General features: G+C 32.1%; 21 protein-coding genes and 1 other RNA gene. 13 read left to right on the forward strand and 9 right to left on the reverse strand.

Going from position 1 to position 19,866, the window contains the following annotated elements:
* Positions 1-410: 410 nt before the first annotated feature.
* From B4E59_RS08850 to B4E59_RS08870, 5 genes are all read left to right on the forward strand, one after another.
* The gene (locus tag B4E59_RS08850; protein ID WP_125350518.1) at positions 411-1,256 is read left to right on the forward strand and encodes a transketolase; all 846 of its coding nucleotides are present in this window, start codon (positions 411-413) and stop codon (positions 1,254-1,256) included.
* 24 nt (positions 1,257-1,280) lie between these two features.
* Complete coding sequence (locus B4E59_RS08855) at positions 1,281-2,747, forward strand: hypothetical protein (protein WP_219033689.1); 1,467 nt, start codon at positions 1,281-1,283, stop codon at positions 2,745-2,747.
* Between the two features lie 22 nt (positions 2,748-2,769).
* Positions 2,770-3,474 (forward strand): hypothetical protein, encoded by a 705-nt coding sequence (locus B4E59_RS08860; RefSeq protein ID WP_221854176.1) that lies wholly within the window; start codon positions 2,770-2,772, stop codon positions 3,472-3,474.
* The gene (locus B4E59_RS08865; protein ID WP_180906861.1) at positions 3,474-4,415 is read left to right on the forward strand and encodes a transketolase family protein; all 942 of its coding nucleotides are present in this window, start codon (positions 3,474-3,476) and stop codon (positions 4,413-4,415) included. Before B4E59_RS08860 ends, B4E59_RS08865 begins: the two co-directional genes overlap by 1 nt.
* A gap of 185 nt (positions 4,416-4,600) precedes the next feature.
* Positions 4,601-5,374: a LuxR C-terminal-related transcriptional regulator gene (locus B4E59_RS08870; protein WP_219033690.1), complete on the forward strand. Its 774-nt coding sequence runs from the start codon at positions 4,601-4,603 to the stop codon at positions 5,372-5,374.
* On the opposite strand, the gene rnpB is transcribed toward B4E59_RS08870, so the two are convergent.
* From rnpB to B4E59_RS08885, 3 genes are all read right to left on the reverse strand, one after another.
* Positions 5,374-5,683, reverse strand: an RNA gene (rnpB, locus tag B4E59_RS08875) — RNase P RNA component class A. The genes B4E59_RS08870 and rnpB overlap by 1 nt on opposite strands.
* An 83-nt stretch (positions 5,684-5,766) precedes the next feature.
* Positions 5,767-8,292: an ATP-dependent Clp protease ATP-binding subunit gene (locus tag B4E59_RS08880; RefSeq protein ID WP_291047115.1), complete on the reverse strand. Its 2,526-nt coding sequence runs from the start codon at positions 8,290-8,292 to the stop codon at positions 5,767-5,769.
* Between the two features lie 119 nt (positions 8,293-8,411).
* Positions 8,412-9,062 (reverse strand): NRDE family protein, encoded by a 651-nt coding sequence (locus B4E59_RS08885; RefSeq protein ID WP_115001619.1) that lies wholly within the window; start codon positions 9,060-9,062, stop codon positions 8,412-8,414.
* Positions 9,063-9,112: 50 nt separating this feature from the next.
* On the opposite strand from B4E59_RS08885, the gene B4E59_RS08890 reads away from it, so the two are divergent.
* The 3 genes from B4E59_RS08890 (at position 9,113) to B4E59_RS08900 (ending at position 11,440) form a co-directional block, all read left to right on the forward strand.
* Complete coding sequence (locus B4E59_RS08890; RefSeq protein ID WP_125350525.1) at positions 9,113-9,610, forward strand: hypothetical protein; 498 nt, start codon at positions 9,113-9,115, stop codon at positions 9,608-9,610.
* Entirely contained in the window at positions 9,607-10,587 is a 981-nt protein-coding gene (locus B4E59_RS08895) for an ATP-grasp domain-containing protein (protein WP_280049846.1), read from the forward strand. The genes B4E59_RS08890 and B4E59_RS08895 overlap by 4 nt, the downstream gene beginning before the upstream one ends.
* A 73-nt stretch (positions 10,588-10,660) precedes the next feature.
* On the forward strand, positions 10,661-11,440 hold the full coding sequence (locus tag B4E59_RS08900) for a rhomboid family intramembrane serine protease (RefSeq protein ID WP_260392035.1): 780 nt from the start codon (positions 10,661-10,663) through the stop codon (positions 11,438-11,440).
* 32 nt (positions 11,441-11,472) lie between these two features.
* On the opposite strand, the gene B4E59_RS08905 is transcribed toward B4E59_RS08900, so the two are convergent.
* Entirely contained in the window at positions 11,473-11,793 is a 321-nt protein-coding gene (locus tag B4E59_RS08905; protein ID WP_291052565.1) for a YbaB/EbfC family nucleoid-associated protein, read from the reverse strand.
* A gap of 23 nt (positions 11,794-11,816) precedes the next feature.
* On the reverse strand, positions 11,817-12,803 hold the full coding sequence (obgE, locus tag B4E59_RS08910) for a GTPase ObgE (RefSeq protein ID WP_291052568.1): 987 nt from the start codon (positions 12,801-12,803) through the stop codon (positions 11,817-11,819).
* A 209-nt stretch (positions 12,804-13,012) separates the two neighbouring features.
* Between obgE and B4E59_RS08915 the strand changes: the two genes are divergently transcribed.
* From B4E59_RS08915 to B4E59_RS08925, 3 genes are all read left to right on the forward strand, one after another.
* The gene (locus tag B4E59_RS08915) at positions 13,013-13,189 is read left to right on the forward strand and encodes a hypothetical protein (RefSeq protein WP_181816329.1); all 177 of its coding nucleotides are present in this window, start codon (positions 13,013-13,015) and stop codon (positions 13,187-13,189) included.
* Positions 13,190-13,199: 10 nt separating this feature from the next.
* Positions 13,200-13,721, forward strand: a complete 522-nt coding sequence (locus B4E59_RS08920) for a hypothetical protein (RefSeq protein WP_291052573.1) — start codon at positions 13,200-13,202, stop codon at positions 13,719-13,721.
* A 117-nt stretch (positions 13,722-13,838) separates the two neighbouring features.
* Entirely contained in the window at positions 13,839-14,870 is a 1,032-nt protein-coding gene (locus tag B4E59_RS08925) for a quinone-dependent dihydroorotate dehydrogenase (protein WP_291052576.1), read from the forward strand.
* A 118-nt stretch (positions 14,871-14,988) separates the two neighbouring features.
* Here the strand turns inward: B4E59_RS08925 and B4E59_RS08930 are convergent, their stop codons facing one another.
* From B4E59_RS08930 to kdsA, 4 genes are all read right to left on the reverse strand, one after another.
* Positions 14,989-15,567 carry an adenylate kinase gene (locus B4E59_RS08930; RefSeq protein ID WP_125350758.1) on the reverse strand — a complete coding sequence of 193 codons (579 nt, stop codon included), beginning with the start codon at positions 15,565-15,567 and terminating at the stop codon, positions 14,989-14,991.
* Positions 15,568-15,573: 6 nt separating this feature from the next.
* On the reverse strand, positions 15,574-16,110 hold the full coding sequence (gene hpt, locus B4E59_RS08935; RefSeq protein ID WP_038333090.1) for a hypoxanthine phosphoribosyltransferase: 537 nt from the start codon (positions 16,108-16,110) through the stop codon (positions 15,574-15,576).
* A gap of 60 nt (positions 16,111-16,170) precedes the next feature.
* Positions 16,171-17,532 carry an oxygen-independent coproporphyrinogen III oxidase gene (gene hemN, locus B4E59_RS08940; protein ID WP_115001634.1) on the reverse strand — a complete coding sequence of 454 codons (1,362 nt, stop codon included), beginning with the start codon at positions 17,530-17,532 and terminating at the stop codon, positions 16,171-16,173.
* 73 nt (positions 17,533-17,605) lie between these two features.
* The gene (gene kdsA, locus B4E59_RS08945; protein ID WP_115001635.1) at positions 17,606-18,415 is read right to left on the reverse strand and encodes a 3-deoxy-8-phosphooctulonate synthase; all 810 of its coding nucleotides are present in this window, start codon (positions 18,413-18,415) and stop codon (positions 17,606-17,608) included.
* Positions 18,416-18,491: 76 nt separating this feature from the next.
* Here kdsA and B4E59_RS08950 point away from each other — a divergent pair, with 76 nt between their 5' ends.
* Together B4E59_RS08950 and B4E59_RS08955 are read left to right on the forward strand one after the other, a co-directional pair.
* Positions 18,492-18,725 carry a uroporphyrinogen decarboxylase gene (locus B4E59_RS08950; RefSeq protein ID WP_115001637.1) on the forward strand — a complete coding sequence of 78 codons (234 nt, stop codon included), beginning with the start codon at positions 18,492-18,494 and terminating at the stop codon, positions 18,723-18,725.
* Positions 18,726-18,743: 18 nt separating this feature from the next.
* A complete protein-coding gene (locus B4E59_RS08955) occupies positions 18,744-19,862 on the forward strand; it encodes a glycosyltransferase (RefSeq protein ID WP_115001639.1) in 1,119 nt (372 codons plus the stop codon).
* Positions 19,863-19,866: the final 4 nt, after the last annotated feature.

Raw genomic sequence — 19,866 nt, forward strand, 5'->3', positions numbered from 1 at the left:
TTACAACACTCAACTTAAAAGACATACTGTAATCTCGCTGAGTACGTTTTACATAATTGCTTCTTTCTTCCATGCTAACGATTTCTTTTTTGTAGCGCTAGTTCAGGACGGGACAGAAGAATAAATAAAAAAGACGAAGTTTTGCTTCGTCTTTTTTATTAAAAAACATCTCTCTGTACCCTTTACAATTAGAAGATTACAAAAAGATAAATAAACGTTGTAAAACTCTTGCCTTCTTATTAACTAACTTCAAGCTTCTTCTTTATAAACTTCAGCGCTGGTTTTTATAGTCTCATAAGTAGGTTAGCTATTATTACCGATTATTCTCCCCAATTGTAGTGATTTATGTTCTACGATTTTTTTGCCCTACAAAAAAGAATTATTTTTGTTCAAATTTTTATAAACAAACAATGACACTTCAAGAACTTCAAACACAAGTACAACAAACAAGGAGAGATATTTTGAGAATGGTACATGCCGTAAATAGTGGACACCCAGGTGGATCATTAGGTTGTGCAGAATATTTTGCTGCATTATACGGTAAAATCATGACTTACTCTACAGACTTCTCTATGGACGGAAAAGGAGAAGATTTATTCTTCTTATCAAACGGTCACATTTCACCAGTTTTCTACAGCACATTAGCTCGTTCAGGATTCTTCCCTGTTAGCGAATTAGCTACATTCAGAAAATTAGATTCTCGTTTACAAGGTCACCCAACAACACACGAAGGTTTACCTGGAATTCGTATCGCTTCTGGATCTTTAGGACAAGGTTTATCAGTTGCTTTAGGTGCTGCTCAAGCAAAAAAATTAAACAACGACGATAAATTAGTTTACACATTACATGGTGACGGTGAATTACAAGAAGGTCAAGTCTGGGAAGCTTTTATGTATGCTGCTGGTAAAAAAGTGGATAATGTAATTGCAACGATTGACTACAATGGTCGTCAAATTGATGGTGATACAGACCACGTTTTACCATTAGGAGATTTGAAAGCTAAATTAGAAGCTTTTGGATGGATTGTTTTAGAAGAAAAAGATGGAAATAACTTAGAAAAAGTAATTGCTATTTTAGAAGAAGCTAAAACATTAACAGGAAACGGAAAACCAGTTTCAATTTTATTACACACAGAAATGGGTAATGGAGTTGATTACATGATGGGAAGCCACTCTTGGCACGGAAAAGCGCCTAACGACGAGCAATTAGCTTCTGCATTAGAGCAAAATCCTGAAACTGAATTGACAGATTATTAATAATTTCAACACAATCAAAATACTATGAAAACGTTATTTTATTCTATACTTACGCTTTGTTCTTTAACAGCCTTTGGGCAGGAAAAAACATATTCTTTTGACAAAAAAGTATCGTATAAAATCAATTTACCAGAAGAATATCAGACTTATTTAGATGGTCAAAAAGATTTATTTTTTGTAACCTATATTTCTAAAGACGCTGTTTTAGGAACTTCGGAAGGAGGTCCTTATACTTCAGGAAGCTTTAATAAAGATGCTTTCTTTATCAACAACAGCAAGTTTTTCGAAGTATATGCCAATTCATTAGAAAATCAATTATCGATAAAAGCCCCTTATTATTACGAAGGTATATCGGATGATAGTTTAAAACCTTATTCAGATAACTTGTTCGAGAAATTTATTTCAGTTAAAAATCTAAATTCATCTACAACGATCAATGGATATAAGTGTAATGAATACGAATTAACATCTAAAACAGATTTCGAAACAAAATCTTCTACATTATGTGTTGATGAAAAAAATGCAATTAATAACGTTGCGATTATGTTTCCTCAAACAAAATTGAAAGGGCTTTTAATTAGATATGACGCAGGAGATTTTAATGGATTAACGATTCAAAATATTGCAAATTCTAACGTAAAAGTAACTTTTGATGAGAAAAAAGAAATCGAAAGTTTTACTAACGAATTGGCAAAAAAGAAACAAGAATACGATAACATGATGTCATCTGTAGATACGGCTTATGCAGCCGAAGCAGTAGCTTATTCACCAGACAATCGTTACGAGGATCCTATTATTAATTATTACAATTATCAAACATCAGAAAGTGATAACGTAAATAGTCTTTTTGGAACTGTTGCTTCATTAAATTATAGCTTGATTTATAATGATAGTGATTATGATGGAAATCCTGATATAGAGCGTTCTAAAGCTTTGGCAACTGCGCAAGGTTCTACAAATCAATTGGTAAAACAATTCAAAAAGAATAAATTAGCAAACAAAAGCGAAGTAAAAGAATTAAATAACCTTTTCAAAACGTATTTCGATGATGCTAAAAAGTTTAAATTAACAGAAGTTTCAACAGATTATGATGAAGCGGCTGTAGCAGTAGATTCTGCTGTTGCTGCAACAGAAGTTAGTTTAGCCGAATATTATGATCCTTATACATCTGCTTACAAAACGACAGATATTAGCAAAATCGATTTGGCAATCGACAATCCAGACATTCAAGATTTCATGAAAGTTGCACCAGAACATTGCAAAAATTTGAAAGCTAAAATTCCGACTTTTACAGATAAAGATTTAGGAAATTTGGTTTACAATTACGCAGGACAAGTGTGCGATATGTACATTTATCAAAGCGGAAGTGTTGCTCTTTCGGGAACAATTGATGCAATAAGAAAAAGTGTTTTAGAAATCAATAACAAATATGATAAACTGAAAAAAGAAGACAAAGATAAGTTAACTACTTTCTTGAATTCTTTGGATTAATACTTATCAAATCAATTCGATAATGAAAAAATCAATCAGTTTTATATTAACGCTTTTTACATGTTTAACTTTCGCTCAAATGCAATCGTATAAATTCGAAAACGTTATTCAATATCGTATCAAAAGTGATTTCTATTCAGATTTTTTGGACATTTTATCAACCAAAGATTACAAAGCACATTTGATGATTACGCGAACACCGATGGGAAACTTCGCTTCATTAAAAGTAAACGACAATATGTATTCTGTTTACAGCGAAGAAGAAAATCCGAAGGTTTTTAAAATTGATTTCGAAGGCACAAAAGATTTATTAGGAAATTCTTTTTTAGCGACTAATAATCCAAGTTTAACAAATTCCGCAATCGGAAATAGTTATGTTGCGAATAGAACTGGTCAAAAAGAAACGATTCTAAATAAACAATGTGAAGTGTATAACATTTTCAGAAAAGATAATGACAACGACAATGGTACAGAAATTTGCATCGATACAAATTCTAACATCAACACCGTTCCGTTTATCAATTCTGAACTAAATTTGAAAGGCTTGATTTATAGAGTTGAACAAAATATTGTGTTAGAAAATGTTGAAACCTTAGAAAAATGGATCAAAAAGAGCGCTGAAGAGGAAGAAGAAATTAATGTTTCGCCAAATGATTTTATTTATCAATTTGATGAAAAAACAGAAGTAGAAAAATACAAAAACGAATACAAAAAACAAAAACAATGATAGACTTAACATACACAGAAAAAAAAGATACACGTAGTGGATTCGGAGACGGATTGACAGAGTTAGGAAGAACAAATCCTAACGTTGTTGCATTGTGTGCTGACTTGATTGGTTCATTAAAAATGGATCAATTTATCAAAGAAAATCCAGAGCGTTTTTTCCAAATTGGTATTGCAGAAGCAAACATGATGGGAATTGCTGCAGGTTTGACAATTGGAGGTAAAATTCCTTTCACAGGAACTTTCGCTGAGTTTTCTACAGCTCGTGTGTACGATCAAATTCGTCAATCTATCGCTTACTCTAACAAAAATGTAAAAATCGCTGCATCGCACGCTGGTTTAACATTAGGAGAAGATGGTGCAACTCACCAAACATTAGAAGATATTGGTTTGATGAAAATGTTACCAGGAATGGTGGTTATAAATCCTTGCGATTACAATCAAACTAAAGCGGCTACAATTGCTGCAGCTGAATATGAAGGTCCTGTTTACTTACGTTTCGGTCGTCCTGCTGTTCCAGTTTTCACACCAGCTGACCAAAAATTTGAAATTGGTAAAGGTATCTTAATGAACGAAGGTTCTGATGTAACAATTGTTGCGACAGGTCACTTAGTTTGGGAATCTTTGGTTGCTGCTGCTGAGTTAGAAAAAGAAGGAATTTCTTGTGAGGTGATCAATATTCATACAATCAAACCATTGGATGAAGAAATTATCTTAAACTCTGTAAAGAAAACAGGAAAAATTGTAACAGCTGAAGAACATAATATTTTAGGTGGTTTAGGTGAATCTGTTGCAAGAGTTTTAGCTCAAAAATTACCAACAAAACAAGCTTTTGTTGCGGTTAATGATAAATTCGGTGAATCTGGAACACCTTCAGATTTAATGAAAAAATATGGAATCGATTCTACTGCTGTAATCGAGAAAGTAAAATCTTTACTTTAATTCCATCATAATATTAAAAAGGAGCTAAAAAATTTAGCTCCTTTTTTTATAGGTTAAATATAAAATAGGTTGGTTGAAAAAGCAAAACTGCTTTAATCCTATATATATTTTGCAAAATTAGTTTATATTACTAACTTAAAAAATACTCATTTAATGGTATTTTATTAACTTTTACTTGTAAGCATATGAAAAAAGCAAATCAAAAATCTATTACTGAATATGCAAGTATTGTAAAAAAACTATGGAGTGAAAATACAGATCGTAGAACCTTAAACGAAAAAAATGAGAGTTTTCAATCGATTAATGATTATTTACAAACTTTAAGAAGTCTTGCTCTTGGTGAATCTTTTATGTATTTCATCAATCCTAATTCTGCAACATTCGAATATGTTTCTCCTCAATGCGAAGATATTTTGGGTTATCTTCCTGACGAATATACAGCTGAATTATGTGTTCAAATGGTACATCCCGATGATTTGCAACATGTGATTGATATTCAGCAACGAATTGCAAATTTTAGTATGGAAATTGTCCCTGAAGAAAGAATGAATTATAAATTTACTTATGATTTTCGTGTGATAGATAAAAAAGGAGAAATTCATCAAATTCATTTGCAACATTTCTTTTACGAATTAAGTAAAAATTTTTTACCAAATCGAGTTTTTTGTTTAGCGACTGACATCACACAAATAAAGGTTGGAGGAAAGCCTATTATGCATATTTACAACATCAAAGATGGATTGAATAATCTTCTTAATTCAAAAACAAATTCATCTTTACAACTTACAAAAAAAGAAACGGAGATTATCGAATTTCTGATTAAAGGCTACACAAGTCAGGATATAGCAAACGCTATAGATTTAAGTAAACATACTATTGACACGCATCGAAGAAATATTTTGAAAAAGAACAACTGTTCTAATACTTCAGAATTATTTAGTCTTTACTTCAAAAAATAGAAAAAAGCAAGCCGATAAGCCGGGTTCTGTCACCTTAATAAATCAAGATGCTTTGTCATTTATCTAGTATTTTAGTTACCTAAAATATCAATCTGCCTACCCCCCAGCAACGAACGAGTAGCTCTTAACTGCTGGTATACATGGCATTGCTCCGCATAGAGTTTACCTGGTTTCACTACAGCCGAACTGTACATACTTTCTGTTGCACTTGTCCTCGCCTCTCGACGGACGGGCGTTACCCGCTATGCTTACTCTTTGGAGCCCGGACTTTCCTCTTCACATACATGAAGCGACAAAGTGGCTTGCTGAGCGCAAATGTACGGCAAAAGTTACCGAAATAAAAAAGGCTTGAACAAAAATGTTCAAGCCTTTCTATTATAGAAACTTAGAAATTATTCTGATTTTTCTTCTTTCGTTTTTCCTTTTACAGAAATTTTAACACCATCTTTTGCTTCATTTAAATCAAGAGTTAATTCATCTCCTTCACTAATTACAGCATTGATAATTTCTTCTGCCATTGGATCTTCGATGTATTTCTGAATAGCACGTTTCAACGGACGAGCTCCATAATCTTTATCAAATCCTTTGTCTGCGATAAAATTCTTCGCTTCCTCTGTTAATTCAATATGATAATTCAAAGCTATTAAACGCTCGATTAAACTTGCTAATTCAATATCGATGATTTTCATGATGTCTTCTTTTGTCAATGAATTAAAGAAAATAATATCATCAATACGATTCAAAAATTCTGGCGCGAAAGCACGTTTTAAAGCTGTTTCAATTGTTGATTTTGCGCGTTCATCAGCAGAATCTTTCTTAGATGAAGTTCCAAATCCAACACCATCCCCAAACTCTTTCAATTGTCTTGTACCAATGTTAGACGTTAAAATGATAATCGTATTACGGAAATCAACTTTACGACCTAAACTATCTGTTACATGACCATCATCCAAAATTTGTAACAAGATATTGAATACATCTGGATGCGCTTTCTCAATCTCATCTAACAAAATTACCGCATATGGTTTACGACGAACTGCTTCTGTCAATTGTCCACCTTCTTCGTAACCAACGTAGCCCGGAGGTGCTCCAACTAAGCGAGAAACGGCAAATTTCTCCATGTATTCTGACATATCGATACGAATTAACGCATCATTCGAATCAAAGATTTCTTTCGCCAAAACTTTCGCTAATTGTGTTTTACCAACACCCGTAGTTCCTAAAAAAATGAATGAACCAATTGGTTTGTTCGGATCTTTCAATCCTGCACGATTACGTTGAATTGCTTTTACAACTTTCGTTACCGCTTCATCTTGACCAATTACTTTTCCTTTCATTAACTCATTCATCTGAGCCAATTTTTTCAATTCTTTTTCAGCTACACGATGTACAGGAACGCCAGACATCAACGAAACAACTTCCGCTACATTTTCTTCTGTAACTGTTTCACGATTCTCTTTCGATTCTTGTACCCATTTTGCTTGCTCACGTTTCAAATCACTTTCTATTTGTTTCTCTGAATCACGTAAACGAGCAGCTTCTTCGTATTTTTGAGATTTTACAACTTTCGTTTTCTCTTCGCGAACTTCTTCTAATTTTGCTTCAAGATCTAAAATTTCTTGAGGAACTTTTATATTCTTGATATGCACGCGAGAACCCGCTTCATCTAAAGCATCAATCGCTTTATCTGGCAAGAAACGATCTGTAATATAACGTGTTGTCAAATTTACACAAGCTTGCAACGCTTCATCTGTATAATTTACATTATGATGCGCTTCATACTTATCTTTGATATTATGTAAAATCTGTAATGTTTCTTCTGGAGTTGTTGGTTCAACCATCACATTTTGAAAACGACGAACTAATGCACCATCTTTTTCAATATATTGACGATATTCGTCCAACGTTGTTGCTCCAATACATTGTAATTCACCACGCGCCAAAGCAGGTTTGAACATGTTAGAAGCGTCTAAAGAACCCGTAGCTCCTCCTGCTCCAACAATTGTATGTAACTCATCAATGAAAAGAATAATATCATCATTTTTCTCTAATTCATTCATGATTGCTTTCATACGCTCTTCAAATTGTCCACGATATTTAGTTCCAGCAACTAATGATGCTAAATCTAATGTTACCACACGTTTGTTGAACAATACGCGCGAAACTTTACGTTGTACAATTCTTAACGCTAAACCTTCTGCAATTGCAGATTTACCAACACCTGGCTCTCCAATTAACAATGGATTGTTCTTTTTACGACGAGAAAGAATTTGCGAAACACGTTCTATTTCTTTTTCGCGTCCAACTACAGGATCTAATTTTCCTTCTTGCGCAATCGCTGTCAAATCTCGTCCGAAATTATCTAAAACTGGTGTTTTACTTTTCGAAGTAGGTTTACTTGTAGATGCACGCTCAAAATCGTTATCAGAATCACCTCCATCAAAAGATGGATTTTCTGCACGAGGAGATTGAATTTCCTCATCTTGAAATTGAAATTTGAATTCCTCCTTTACTGTATTGTAATCAATATCCAACTTATTCATCAATTTTGTAATCGGATCGTTTTCATTACGAAGAATACACAATAATAAGTGAATTGTATTTACAGTCGGACTTTTAAACAATTTTGCTTCTAAGAATGTTGTTTTCAACGCTCTTTCAGCTTGTTTTGTCAAACTCAAATTTTTTATATTATTACCTGGAGTTTCTTTTGCTGGGTTTAGCTTTTCTATTTTTTGACGCATTTCGTCTAAATCGACATTCAATGCTTCTAAGACAGAAATGGCTTTCCCTTCACCGTCGCGAATAATCCCCAACAGAAGGTGTTCCGTTCCTATTTGGTCGTGGCCTAATCTCAACGCTTCTTCCTTACTATAAGAAATAACGTCTTTTACTTGTTGTGAGAAATTATCGTTCATTTTATTATTTAAGCTGTCTTTAACAAATATAATTATTCTGATAGACTATAGCATAAATTATGCCTATGTCCGAAATGATTTGATGATTCCTTAAAATAACGAATTATTGTCTATTAATTTCAAAATAGCTGACAATATTTCATATCAATTCTTAAAGAATTCATAATAATTTGAGAGATAGATGTCGTTGCTAAAAAATCGTACAAATCACCTTTTTTCATTTTCAAATCATCGTGAAGTTCTAAAATTTCTTCGGATTTTAAATCATTATTTTGATTAAAAATTTCATCAATTTCATTTCTTCTTTCAGGACTGTACAATGTCGACGAACACCATGTCACAATTTTTTCTTGCGAAATATCTTTTACGCTCAGTTTATTTTCATTCCAAAACAAAAGGTAAGCATTTTTAGTTAGTCTTTCAAAAACAAAAATTGTAAAAGGTGCGATTCCTGACAAATTTTCCGAATTAATAAACTCATTTACAGAATTATATTTCAATAAATCTAATAAGATAATTCCTCTACTTTCTCTGTATTTTTCTTTGAAATGCATTGGTTTTTCGATTCCTCCATTCAAAATACACGCAACATATTGTTCCGAATAAAAAATCCAAGTTCCATTTGCGCGCTCATCTACAGGCGAAAAATAAGTTTTATCAAAACGCTTTTGCTCCACAATCTCTTTAGAAGAAGAACGATTTATTTCCTCATCTCGGTTGTGCGTCAACACAAATTCATCCTCATTTCTGTAAAAACTGATTATACACATCTCATTTTTCAATTTAGTTCAAATGTAAAAATTTATCTTTGCAAAGAATTATGAGTATTCAGAAAACTATAGCGCATTCCTTTGATGAAATGAAATCGATTCTTTTGCAATTTGACGATCTGTCTTTTCAAAAGGAATTAGAAATCATTTCTGGTGCTTCTGTTGGTCAACATTTTCGTCATATTATCGAGTTTTATTCGTGCTTTTTACAAGCGCAAAAAAACAATTGTATTTGTTATGATGATAGAGAGCGAAATCGTGCTTTAGAAAATTCGGTTGTTGAAAGTTTGAATACGCTGAATCATCTAAAATCACAAATAGAACGTTTAGATTTAGAAAAAACAATTCAGCTAAAACAGAATTATTACGGAGAGAATTTCACAATTAATACCACAAATTATCGCGAATTAATGTATTGTTTTGATCATAGCATTCATCATTTTGCGTTGATTAAAATTGCGATCGAAACTCATTTTTCAACGATTAAAATTCCACAAAATTTTGGAATTGCATCTTCTACAATTGCTTTTCAAAATCAAGAAAAATGAATCCGAAAATAACAAAATGGACACGATACGAATTTTGGCCATTCTGGTTATTTTATGCGCCATTGACACCTTGGTACATTTATAAAATCTTTCAAACAGGCGCTCCAGCTTACTTTTGCTCGGCAAATCCTACAATGAAATGGGGCGGATTTATTGATTATTCTAAAATTGATTTACTCAATCAAATTGATAAAAATTATAAGCCAAAAACCATTTTTTTTGATGAATTTACAACACAAGAAATTCCGTTTAATTTTCCCTTTATTGCAAAACCAAATCTTGGTGAACGTGGAATTGGTGTAGAATTAATCAGAAATGAAATTGATTGGAAAAATTATTTAGAGCAAAATAATCGAGATTTAATTTTACAAGAATATATTCAATCAAACTTTGAGTTTGGTGTTTTCTATGTTAGATTACCAAAAGAAAAAAATGGTAAAATACTGTCGATAACAGCAAAAGATTTTTTGACGTTTACGGGTGATGGAAAATCAACTTTGAAAGAATTAATTGAACAAAATTTAAGAGCTTTTTACCGAAAAGAGTATTTGTTTAAACGTTTACAAAACGAACTAAATTCAGTTCTTCAAAAAGATGAAAAATTATTGGTTGAACCAATAGGAAATCATAGTCGAGGAACAACTTTTTTAGATGGATCTTCTCTAAAAACGTCTAAATTAGAAGAAACTATAGATCAAATCGCACAAAAAATTGATGGTTTTTATTATGGTCGTATCGATTTGAAAGCAAAAAGTTTAGAAGATTTTCAGAACGGAAATTTTGTCATACTTGAAATTAATGGTGCAAATTCTGAAGCAACTCATATTTATGATCCGAATTTTAATTTGATAAAAGCTTATAAGGAAGTGATTAAGCATTTGAATTACCAACATAAAATTGCTGTTCAAAATCATCAATTAGGCGTGAAATGGACAGATTGGAAATTGCTTGCGAGAGAATTAATAAAACGCTATTAAACTTAATTTGACCAAAATTGGCAGATTTTCTGGAAAGGAATAAAGATTGAATGATGTTTTCAAAACCAATTTTATGAGTTATCCTTTTCCGAAGAAAACTATTATAATTCCTCTGCTACTGCTTATACCAATGTGGATTATCTTTTTGTTCCAACAAAACGGATACAATTTAAACGGTTGTTACGGCGTTATTCCGAGAACTTTCGTAGGATTGAAAGGAATTCTGCTCTCACCTTTATTTCATTCGGGTTGGAAACACATTATCAGTAATACCTTTCCGTTAGCATTTCTTAGCTTTATCGCACTATTGATGTACGATAGATTAGCTTATTATGTTATTTTTTTTGGTTGGATTTTATCAGGAATTATTCTTTGGATGATTGGAAATCCTCCTTTTTTAGATGATAATGTAAGTTGCCATATCGGAGCAAGTTCTATCGTTTATTTATTGGCTTCGTTCATATTTTTCAGTGGAATTATTAGAAAAGAACGCGGTTTAATGGCGATTTCATTAATCATTATTTTATTATACGGCGGAATGATTTGGGGAATGGTTCCTCAAGAAATTTTACCACAATTAAAAACAGATACAAGTAGTAATTCTATTTCTTGGGAAGGACATTTAAGTGGATTTATTTCGGGTGCATTTTTTGCTTATTTGTTTAGAAATATTGGTCCACAAAAAGAAGTTCCGAAATGGGATCAAGAAAATTATTATGATCCACAAGCCGAGCGTTTATGGGATATTTACCAAGAACAAGAACGTTTGAAAGCAGAATATCTTGAATCTTTGGATGAGAAAGATGATAAAAATATTGAACCAAATTATCAAACAAAAACCCCTGAAAATTAATTTTCAGGGGGTTTTATTTTTTCAAATTCTTCTTAGAAAGGCATTCCAGGAATGTTTGGTAAATTTTCTTGAGCTGTTTTTTTCGCTCTGTCAATTGCTTCTGTTTTTACTTGTTCCAACGCTTTGTTTAACGTCATCACTAACAAATCTTCAATTTCTTCTTTTTCCATTCCTTCAGCAAGTTCAATATCTTTTATTGTTGCTAATTTAGACATTGTAATTTTTACTTTTCCATCGTTAGAAGTCGTTGTAAAAATTTCTCCATCTAATTCATTTTCCAAATCAGAAAATTTATCTTTAAATGAATTGATTTTTCCCATCATTCCCATGATGTCTCCAAAATTTCTAAACATTTGTCTTTATCTTTAATAATTAGTTATTCGTGTAGTTTTTTCCACAATAAATCTTTCAATTCTGTGATTCCTTTTCCAGAAACAGACGAAATAAATATCGTATCAATATCAGTTGGTAATTGTGCTTTAATCTCAGCTTCCAATTCATCATCTAACATATCTGACTTAGAAATAGCTAAAATTCGTTCTTTATCTAACAATTCAGGATTGAATTTTTTCAATTCATTCAACAGAATTTCATATTCTTTTTTATAATCTTCTGTATCGGCAGGAATTAAAAATAATAAGTTAGAATTACGCTCAATATGACGCAAGAAACGATGTCCAAGACCTTTTCCTTCTGCCGCACCTTTGATAATTCCAGGAATATCTGCCATAATAAATGACTGATGATTACGGTATTCTACAATTCCCAAGTTAGGTGTTAACGTTGTAAATGCGTAATCTGCAATTTTTGGTTTAGCAGCCGAAACAGCTGATAATAAAGTAGATTTTCCTGCATTTGGAAAACCAACTAAACCAACATCTGCCAAAATTTTCAACTCCAATGTAACTTGACGCTCGTCACCATCCAAACCTGGCTGTGCATAACGAGGCGTTTGACGCGTTGCAGAACGGAAATGCCAGTTTCCTAGCCCCCCTTTTCCTCCTTGCGCAATAATTAATTCTTGCCCATTTTCTGTTACTTCGCCAATAATATTTCCTTCGTCATCTTTGGCAATTGTTCCGATCGGAACTTCCAAAATAATATCTTCACCGTCAGCACCAGTAGAACGAGATTTACCTCCACGTCCACCGTTTTGCGCACGGAAATGTCTTTTGAATCGAAATTCTAACAAGGTCCAAAGATTTGAGTTTCCAAGAAGCGTGATATTTCCTCCACGTCCACCATCTCCACCATCTGGTCCACCTTTGTCAATATATTTTTCGCGATGCAAACTTGCTGAACCCGCACCTCCATGTCCGGCTCTACAATTTATTTTTACGTAGTCAACAAAATTTGATTGCATAATTTTTCTCTTTTAATTAGTCTGCAAAAGTACAATTTCTAATTTGTTTATTAAAATCTTGTATTATCTATTTTGAATGAATAATTTATAATGACTCAGATTTTTATTTATATTTATTCAATTAATTAACACACTATCATGAATACTAAAAAAATTTGTCCGAATATACTGATGACTAACTTCTGAAAAAGCAAAAACAAACCAAAACAATGGTAATTACTTTTGGATGTTTGATGTTTTTGATTTCTATCTTCTTGGTATATTCAGCAATAAAATCAAAAAATTATGCATTAATTGCCGTTGCTTGCAGAACTTCAACTACTTTGATGCCTTTGGTCATAAGGCTTTCTATGATTAACAAAGAAATAAAATCGCGCCAAAAATAGATTCAATAGTATGAATAACGAACATTTACAACGATTACTTCCTTTTGGTTATATTTATTTAGTCATCATGGGAATTATTAAAGAATCTATTTTTTACTATCAATTGGATATTAATATTCTGAAATTTTCGAGCATTATGGATATCTTAATAAGTCCAATTTCTGAAATTACCGCACATCCTTTCCTACTAATCTTTTTTATTCTTCTTATTTTTCTACTTTATAGTTTTAAACAGTATTCATTGAAACATCCAGAGAAAAAATTCATTAAGAAATATTATAAGATTAAAGAAACTGATAACCTCACGAATGAAGAATTCACTAAGAAAATTAATCAAAATTCAATTGAATTCTTTTTTGTTATGCTGATTTGTTTCTTTTTAGGTTTTGGAATTGGTGGTGGTAATTTTTTATCAAAACGAATAAAAAATGGAGATTTAAAATTCGAAAAATATGGACAAACCTTAACTTTCAATTCTGGTGAGAAAAAAGAAATCTACCTTATCAATACCAATAGTCTCTACTATTTTTAAGTTGGAAAAGGTCAAAAAACTGTTGAAATTTCTCCAATTAGCACAATACAATCAATCACAAAAAATAAGTAATCAAAACATATTTTTATAATGAATAGGATTGATTAATTTTGTAGCATGTACAAACAATTCAAAAACATTTTATTTCAATTACAACCCGAAGATGCGCATCATTTCGTTACGCGAAATCTAAAAAATTATGCTGCATTTCCTGGAGTTGGAAAATTATTAGATAAATTTTATCAATACAATCATCCAAGTTTAGAACGAGAAGTTTTTGGAATTAAATTCAAAAATCCAATTGGTTTAGCTGCTGGTTTTGATAAAAATGCTGAATATATTGAAGAATTGAACCACTTCGGATTTGGCTTTATCGAAATTGGAACCGTTACACCAAAACCTCAACCAGGGAATGATGCGCCGCGTATGTTTCGTTTGGTAGAAGATGAAGCGATTATCAACCGAATGGGATTTAATAACAAAGGTGTTGATTTTGCTGTTTCGAAAATTAGAGAATTAAAAAATCGTGAAAACTATATTATTGGCGGAAATATTGGTAAAAACAAATTGACACCAAATGAAGATGCTGTTGACGATTACATCAAATGTTTCAATGCATTGTTTGATTATGTTGATTATTTTGTAGTCAATGTAAGTTCTCCAAACACACCTGGATTACGCGATTTACAAGAAAAAGAACCTTTATTGTACATTCTTAATTATTTGCAACAATACAATAATCAAAACGAAAAACCGAAACCAATTTTACTTAAAATCGCACCAGATTTAACAGATTCTCAATTGGACGATATTATAGATATTGTATTAGAATCTAAAATTGCTGGAGTGATTGCTACAAATACAACCATTTCAAGAGAAGGATTAAAATCTGATCCAGAAATTGTAAAAGAAACTGGTGGAGTTTCGGGAAAACCACTTAAAAATCGTTCAACAGAAGTGATTCGTTATCTTTCTGAAAAATCGAACAAAGCATTTCCTATCATTGGAGTTGGCGGAATTCATACAGCCGAAGATGCTAAAGAAAAACTGGAAGCTGGTGCAAGTTTGTTACAAGTTTATACAGGTTTTATTTATGAAGGTCCTGCTGTTGTAAAAAACATTTGTAAAGGCTTGGTTGAAGGAAAATAGAAAAGTCATTCTGATGTCGGTTCTTCATTTCACAAAAAGCTACATTCAGAAATGATAATAATAAAAAAATGCTCCTTTAATTAAAAGGAGCATTTTTAGTATTATGTAAAAGTTGTTCTTATAAAACTTCTTTAATTGCTGCGTTCAATTTTTCGGTAATATCTTCAATAGAACCTACTCCATCAATCTCAACCCATTTTCCTTGCGCTTTGTAGTGTTCTGCTACAATTGCAGTTTTCTCGTAATATTCTGTAATACGATCACGGATAATTTTTTCGTCCACATCATCAGCACGACCAGAAGTTTTTCCGCGTTCTAATAAACGTTGAACCAAAATTTCGTCATCCACAACTAATGCTAATGTAATCGAAACTTCGCTTTCGTATTTATCTGCTAAGATTTTATCTAAAGCTTCTGCTTGAGATGTTGTACGTGGATATCCATCAAAAATGTATCCTTGCGCATTTGGATTGTTATCTAAATGATCAACCAACATATTTGTTGTTACCTCATCTGGAACTAATTGTCCCTTGTCCATGTAAGATTTCACAAGAGCGCCTAATTCTGTTTCATTTTTAAGGTTGAAACGAAATAAGTCTCCAGTAGAAATTTGAGGAGTTTGGTACTTTTCTTCTAAAAATTTAGCTTGTGTTCCTTTACCACTGCCAGGAGGTCCGAACAATACAATGTTTAGCATTTTGTTTTAATGTTTTATTTGATAAATATCTGGTAAATTTCTTCCTAATCCGTCAAAATCTAATCCATAACCTACTACAAATTTATCAGGAATAGAAATTCCTACTAAATCTACTTTTAAATCTTTTTTGTAAGCATCTGGCTTAAATAATAAAGTTGCTACTTTTAATGATTTTACCTTTTTCTCTTTCAAGATTCGGTGCAACTCTACTAACGTATTACCTGTATCTACAATATCTTCTAAAATAATTACGTGACGTCCTTCAACATTCATCGGAATATCCATCTCAATAGTAATTTTCCCTGTTGATTCTGTTCCTTCGTAAGATTTTAATTTCAAGAACGAAATCTCACATTCTCCTTGATATTGTTTTAAGAAATCGCTGAAGAACATTACAACTCCGTTTAATACACCAACAAAAATCGGTCTTTCGTCTTTGTATTCTTCGTAAACTTCGTTTGCCATATTTTTGATGGCGTGTTCTATTTCTTCAAAAGCGATGTACGGAATAAATTTTTTACCGTGAATTTCTATTTCTTTCATTGTTTGAGATATTCAAATATATACTTTTTTTGATAAAGTTTAAAACATTTATCTATTTTATTAGATTGTCATTGAGAAAATGCGTGTTTCTGGCTCGTTATCTATCATTCTCTTATCGAATGTCATACACACATTTCGAACGTATGGACGTCCTTCTTCTTTTACGATCAAACCATTTTCTACAAATTCAATCAAATTATCGTCAACCATATCTTGTAACATAGTTTTGATACGATCTACATCATCAAATTTCATGTTATCATCAGCCCAAGAAGTTTCTAAATTACACATTAAATTTAGAATATGACGACGCATAATCAAATCTTCTTCTGATAATATATGTCCTTTGAAAACGGATAATTCTCCGTTATTGATTGATTTTTCGTACTCTTCTACTGTCTTCTCGTTTTGTGCAAAACTATACCAAGAATCACTGATAGAAGAAACTCCTAAACCAACCATTAATTGTGTTTTCGAAGAAGAATATCCCATAAAATTACGATGTAATGTATGGTTTTTCATCGATTGATACATCGAGTCTTGTTCTAAGGCAAAATGATCCATTCCAACTTCGAAATAGTTCATTTCCTCGAACATTTTCTTTCCTTCTTCATATAATGCACGTTTCAATTCTGGTGAAGGCAAATCATCGTCCTGAAAACCACGTTGTCCAACACCTTTTATCCACGGCACATGCGCATAACTGTAAAACGAAATACGATCTGGATTTAATTCTTTTGTCAAATTAATAGTTTCCATCATTCCTTCCATTGTTTGATGTGGAAGACCAAAAATCAAATCGTGAGAAATCGATGTAAAACCAATTTCGCGCGCTTCTTCGGTTGCTCTTTTCACATTCTCGAAAGGTTGAACACGATTGATCGCTTCCTGAACTTTCAGATCATAATCTTGTACACCATACGAAATACGTCTAAAACCTAAATCGTATAAAGCCTGTAAATGTTCTCTTGTTGTGTTATTTGGATGACCTTCTAAACTAAATTCGTGTCCTTCAGCTACATCCGCATATTCAAAAATACCATCAATTAATTTCTTCAAATTTTCTGGAGAAAAAAACGTTGGTGTTCCTCCTCCTAAATGAATTTCTTTAATTTTTGGTCGAGATGAAAATAAATCCACATATAATCTCCATTCTTTCAAAACTGTATCAATATACGGAACTTCTACCGAATGTTGTTTCGTAATACGTTTGTTACATGCACAAAACGTACACAACGACTCGCAATAAGGTAAATGAATATAAATTGATATTCCTTCTTCTACATTACTTTCATCGAAAGATCGTTGAAAAGTTTCAATCCAACCTTGTTTAGTAAAATCATCATTGTCCCAAAACGGAACAGTTGGATAACTTGTGTAACGAGGTCCTGGAATATTATATTTCTGAATTAAATTATCCATTATCTAAAAAAATTAAAAATACTTAATCAACTTGACTAAGTATTATTTAATAAATTTTCTTTAAAAATTATTTTTATAGAATTGCCTGACGAACTCTAACTAATTTAGTTAATAAGTCTTCTAACAAATCTAATTGTAACATGTTTGCACCGTCACTTTTTGCATTTTTAGGATCTGGATGCGTTTCGATAAAAATACCATCAGCACCAACAGCAATTCCAGCTTTAGCAATCGTTTCGATTAATTCTGGCTTTCCTCCTGTTACACCTGAAGCCTGATTTGGTTGTTGTAAAGAATGTGTGATATCTAAAATAACTGGTGCATAATTTTGCATCACAGGAATTCCACGATAATCTACCACTAAATCTCCGTAACCTAACATTGTTCCACGCTCGATAATTGCTACATTATTATTACCAGAATCTGTTACTTTTTCTACAGGAAATTTCATTGCTTCTGGCGAAAGAAATTGACCTTTTTTCAACGTAACATGTTTTCCAGTTTGTGCAGCTGCAACCACTAAATCGGTTTGACGAACCAAGAAAGCAGGAATTTGTAGCACATCTACATAAGCCGCCGCCATTTCTGCATGAAAAGGTTCGTGAATATCTGTAGTTGTTGGAACATCAAAAGTTTCTCCAACTTTTTGAATAATTTTCAATGCTTTTTCATCTCCAATCCCTGTAAAACTATCAATACGAGAACGATTTGCTTTTTTGAAAGATCCTTTAAAAACATAAGGAATCTCTAATTTATCAGTAATTGTTACTACTTTTTCAGCAATTCTCAAAGCCATATCTTCACTTTCGATGGCACATGGACCAGCAAGTAAAAAGAAGTTTGGCGAATCTTTGTGTTTTATCTTTGATAAAGTTTCTATCATTGTGCAAATTTACACAAAGTTATCGACTTATTTTTCATAATTTTGCCTATACTTTATCATTCTTATTTATCGTTTTATGGATTTTTTATCTAACATTGGTATAGCTGATATTTTTGGCTATCTTGCTTCAGTCTTTATTGTACTAGCATTCTTTTTTTCGAAGATTACAATTATCCGCATTATCAATGCAATTGGTTGTGTATGTTTTGTAATTTATGCTGCTATGATCGAGGCTTGGCCAGTCCTTATTCCAAATGCGATTTTATTTTTAGTTCAGGCGTATTATATCATCTTCAAACCTGGAAAATAATCTTCAAAAACCATAAAATTGAAAATCCTATCTGCTGTACTAAATAATATTGAAACGGATCAAAGATTAGATAAAGTTTGCCATTCTTTGTTAAAATTTGGATACGATGTAGAATTGATTGGCGCGACTATAAACGGTAGACCGAAATTGAATAAACCGTACAAGACATTTTTGATGGAACAAAAGAATCAATCAACAATGAAAAAGTATGCTGAATTCAATTACAAATTATTTTTCACTTTACTTAAAAAAGCGGATAAACAAACTATTTTACTAGCGAATGATTTAGATAGCTTACTTCCTTTTTATTTGGTAAGTAAAATCAAAAAAATTCCTTTAGTTTTTGATAGTCACGAAATTTATTCAGAATTGCCATCATTACACAATCGTCCTAAAACAAAAAAAGTTTGGAAAACTTTAGAACGTTCTCTTGTTCCAAAAATCAAGTATTTTTATACCGTAAGTGATGGATATGCCAATTGGTTTCGCAAGGAATATGGTGCTAATCCGGCTGTGATTAGAAATGTTCCCAACCGAACAAAACTTAACGATAAACAAGATTTAATTTTCTTTCGCTTACCCGAAAATCCAACAAACGATAAAATATTATTGTATCAAGGCGCAATTAACATGAGTCGAGGAATTGACAGAATGATTGAAGCGTTCAAACACATTGATAATTGTCAATTTTGGATTGCTGGCGAAGGGCCTAAAAAAACTGAATACGAACAATTGGTAAAAGATTTAGACTTAACTAATCGCATTCATTTTTTAGGAAATATTCCCCCAAAAACTTTAAAAACTATAACACCTTTAGCTGATGTAGGAATGAGTATGGAAGAAGATTTAGGATTAAGCTATCGCTACGCTCTACCGAATAAATTATTTGACTTTATTCAAGCTAGAGTACCAATTTTAGCAACAAATTTACCAGAAATAAAAAAAATAGTCGAAGAGTATAAAGTTGGAAAAGTGATTGACAACCACTATCCAAAACATTTGGCTGAAAAACTACAAGAAATCTTAGACGAAGGAAAAAGAAGTTACCAAGAAAATCTTGCAAATGCTGCAAACGAACTTTGTTGGGAAAATGAAGAATTGAAATTGAAGGAGATTTTTGAAAAAATAAAAAAGTAGATTA

The organism is Empedobacter sp. UBA2044, from assembly GCF_002333005.1.
GTDB classification, from domain to species: domain Bacteria; phylum Bacteroidota; class Bacteroidia; order Flavobacteriales; family Weeksellaceae; genus Empedobacter; species Empedobacter falsenii_B.

Bases quoted from the DNA above. Each gene is read 5' to 3' on its own strand.
- B4E59_RS08850 (WP_125350518.1), top strand. From the start codon at position 411: ATGACACTTCAAGAACTTCAAACACAAGTACAACAAACAAGGAGAGAT.
- B4E59_RS08930 (WP_125350758.1), bottom strand. From the start codon at position 15,567: ATGCTAAACATTGTATTGTTCGGACCTCCTGGCAGTGGTAAAGGAACA.
- B4E59_RS08950 (WP_115001637.1), top strand. From the start codon at position 18,492: ATGGATTTTTTATCTAACATTGGTATAGCTGATATTTTTGGCTATCTT.
- B4E59_RS08900 (WP_260392035.1), top strand. From the start codon at position 10,661: ATGAGTTATCCTTTTCCGAAGAAAACTATTATAATTCCTCTGCTACTG.
- B4E59_RS08860 (WP_221854176.1), top strand. From the start codon at position 2,770: ATGAAAAAATCAATCAGTTTTATATTAACGCTTTTTACATGTTTAACT.
- B4E59_RS08855 (WP_219033689.1), top strand. From the start codon at position 1,281: ATGAAAACGTTATTTTATTCTATACTTACGCTTTGTTCTTTAACAGCC.
- obgE (WP_291052568.1), bottom strand. From the start codon at position 12,803: ATGCAATCAAATTTTGTTGACTACGTAAAAATAAATTGTAGAGCCGGA.
- B4E59_RS08880 (WP_291047115.1), bottom strand. From the start codon at position 8,292: ATGAACGATAATTTCTCACAACAAGTAAAAGACGTTATTTCTTATAGT.
- B4E59_RS08895 (WP_280049846.1), top strand. From the start codon at position 9,607: ATGAATCCGAAAATAACAAAATGGACACGATACGAATTTTGGCCATTC.
- B4E59_RS08915 (WP_181816329.1), top strand. From the start codon at position 13,013: ATGGTAATTACTTTTGGATGTTTGATGTTTTTGATTTCTATCTTCTTG.
- B4E59_RS08925 (WP_291052576.1), top strand. From the start codon at position 13,839: ATGTACAAACAATTCAAAAACATTTTATTTCAATTACAACCCGAAGAT.
- B4E59_RS08890 (WP_125350525.1), top strand. From the start codon at position 9,113: ATGAGTATTCAGAAAACTATAGCGCATTCCTTTGATGAAATGAAATCG.
- B4E59_RS08870 (WP_219033690.1), top strand. From the start codon at position 4,601: ATGAAAAAAGCAAATCAAAAATCTATTACTGAATATGCAAGTATTGTA.
- hpt (WP_038333090.1), bottom strand. From the start codon at position 16,110: ATGAAAGAAATAGAAATTCACGGTAAAAAATTTATTCCGTACATCGCT.
- kdsA (WP_115001635.1), bottom strand. From the start codon at position 18,415: ATGATAGAAACTTTATCAAAGATAAAACACAAAGATTCGCCAAACTTC.
- hemN (WP_115001634.1), bottom strand. From the start codon at position 17,532: ATGGATAATTTAATTCAGAAATATAATATTCCAGGACCTCGTTACACA.
- B4E59_RS08920 (WP_291052573.1), top strand. From the start codon at position 13,200: ATGAATAACGAACATTTACAACGATTACTTCCTTTTGGTTATATTTAT.
- B4E59_RS08905 (WP_291052565.1), bottom strand. From the start codon at position 11,793: ATGTTTAGAAATTTTGGAGACATCATGGGAATGATGGGAAAAATCAAT.
- B4E59_RS08885 (WP_115001619.1), bottom strand. From the start codon at position 9,062: ATGTGTATAATCAGTTTTTACAGAAATGAGGATGAATTTGTGTTGACG.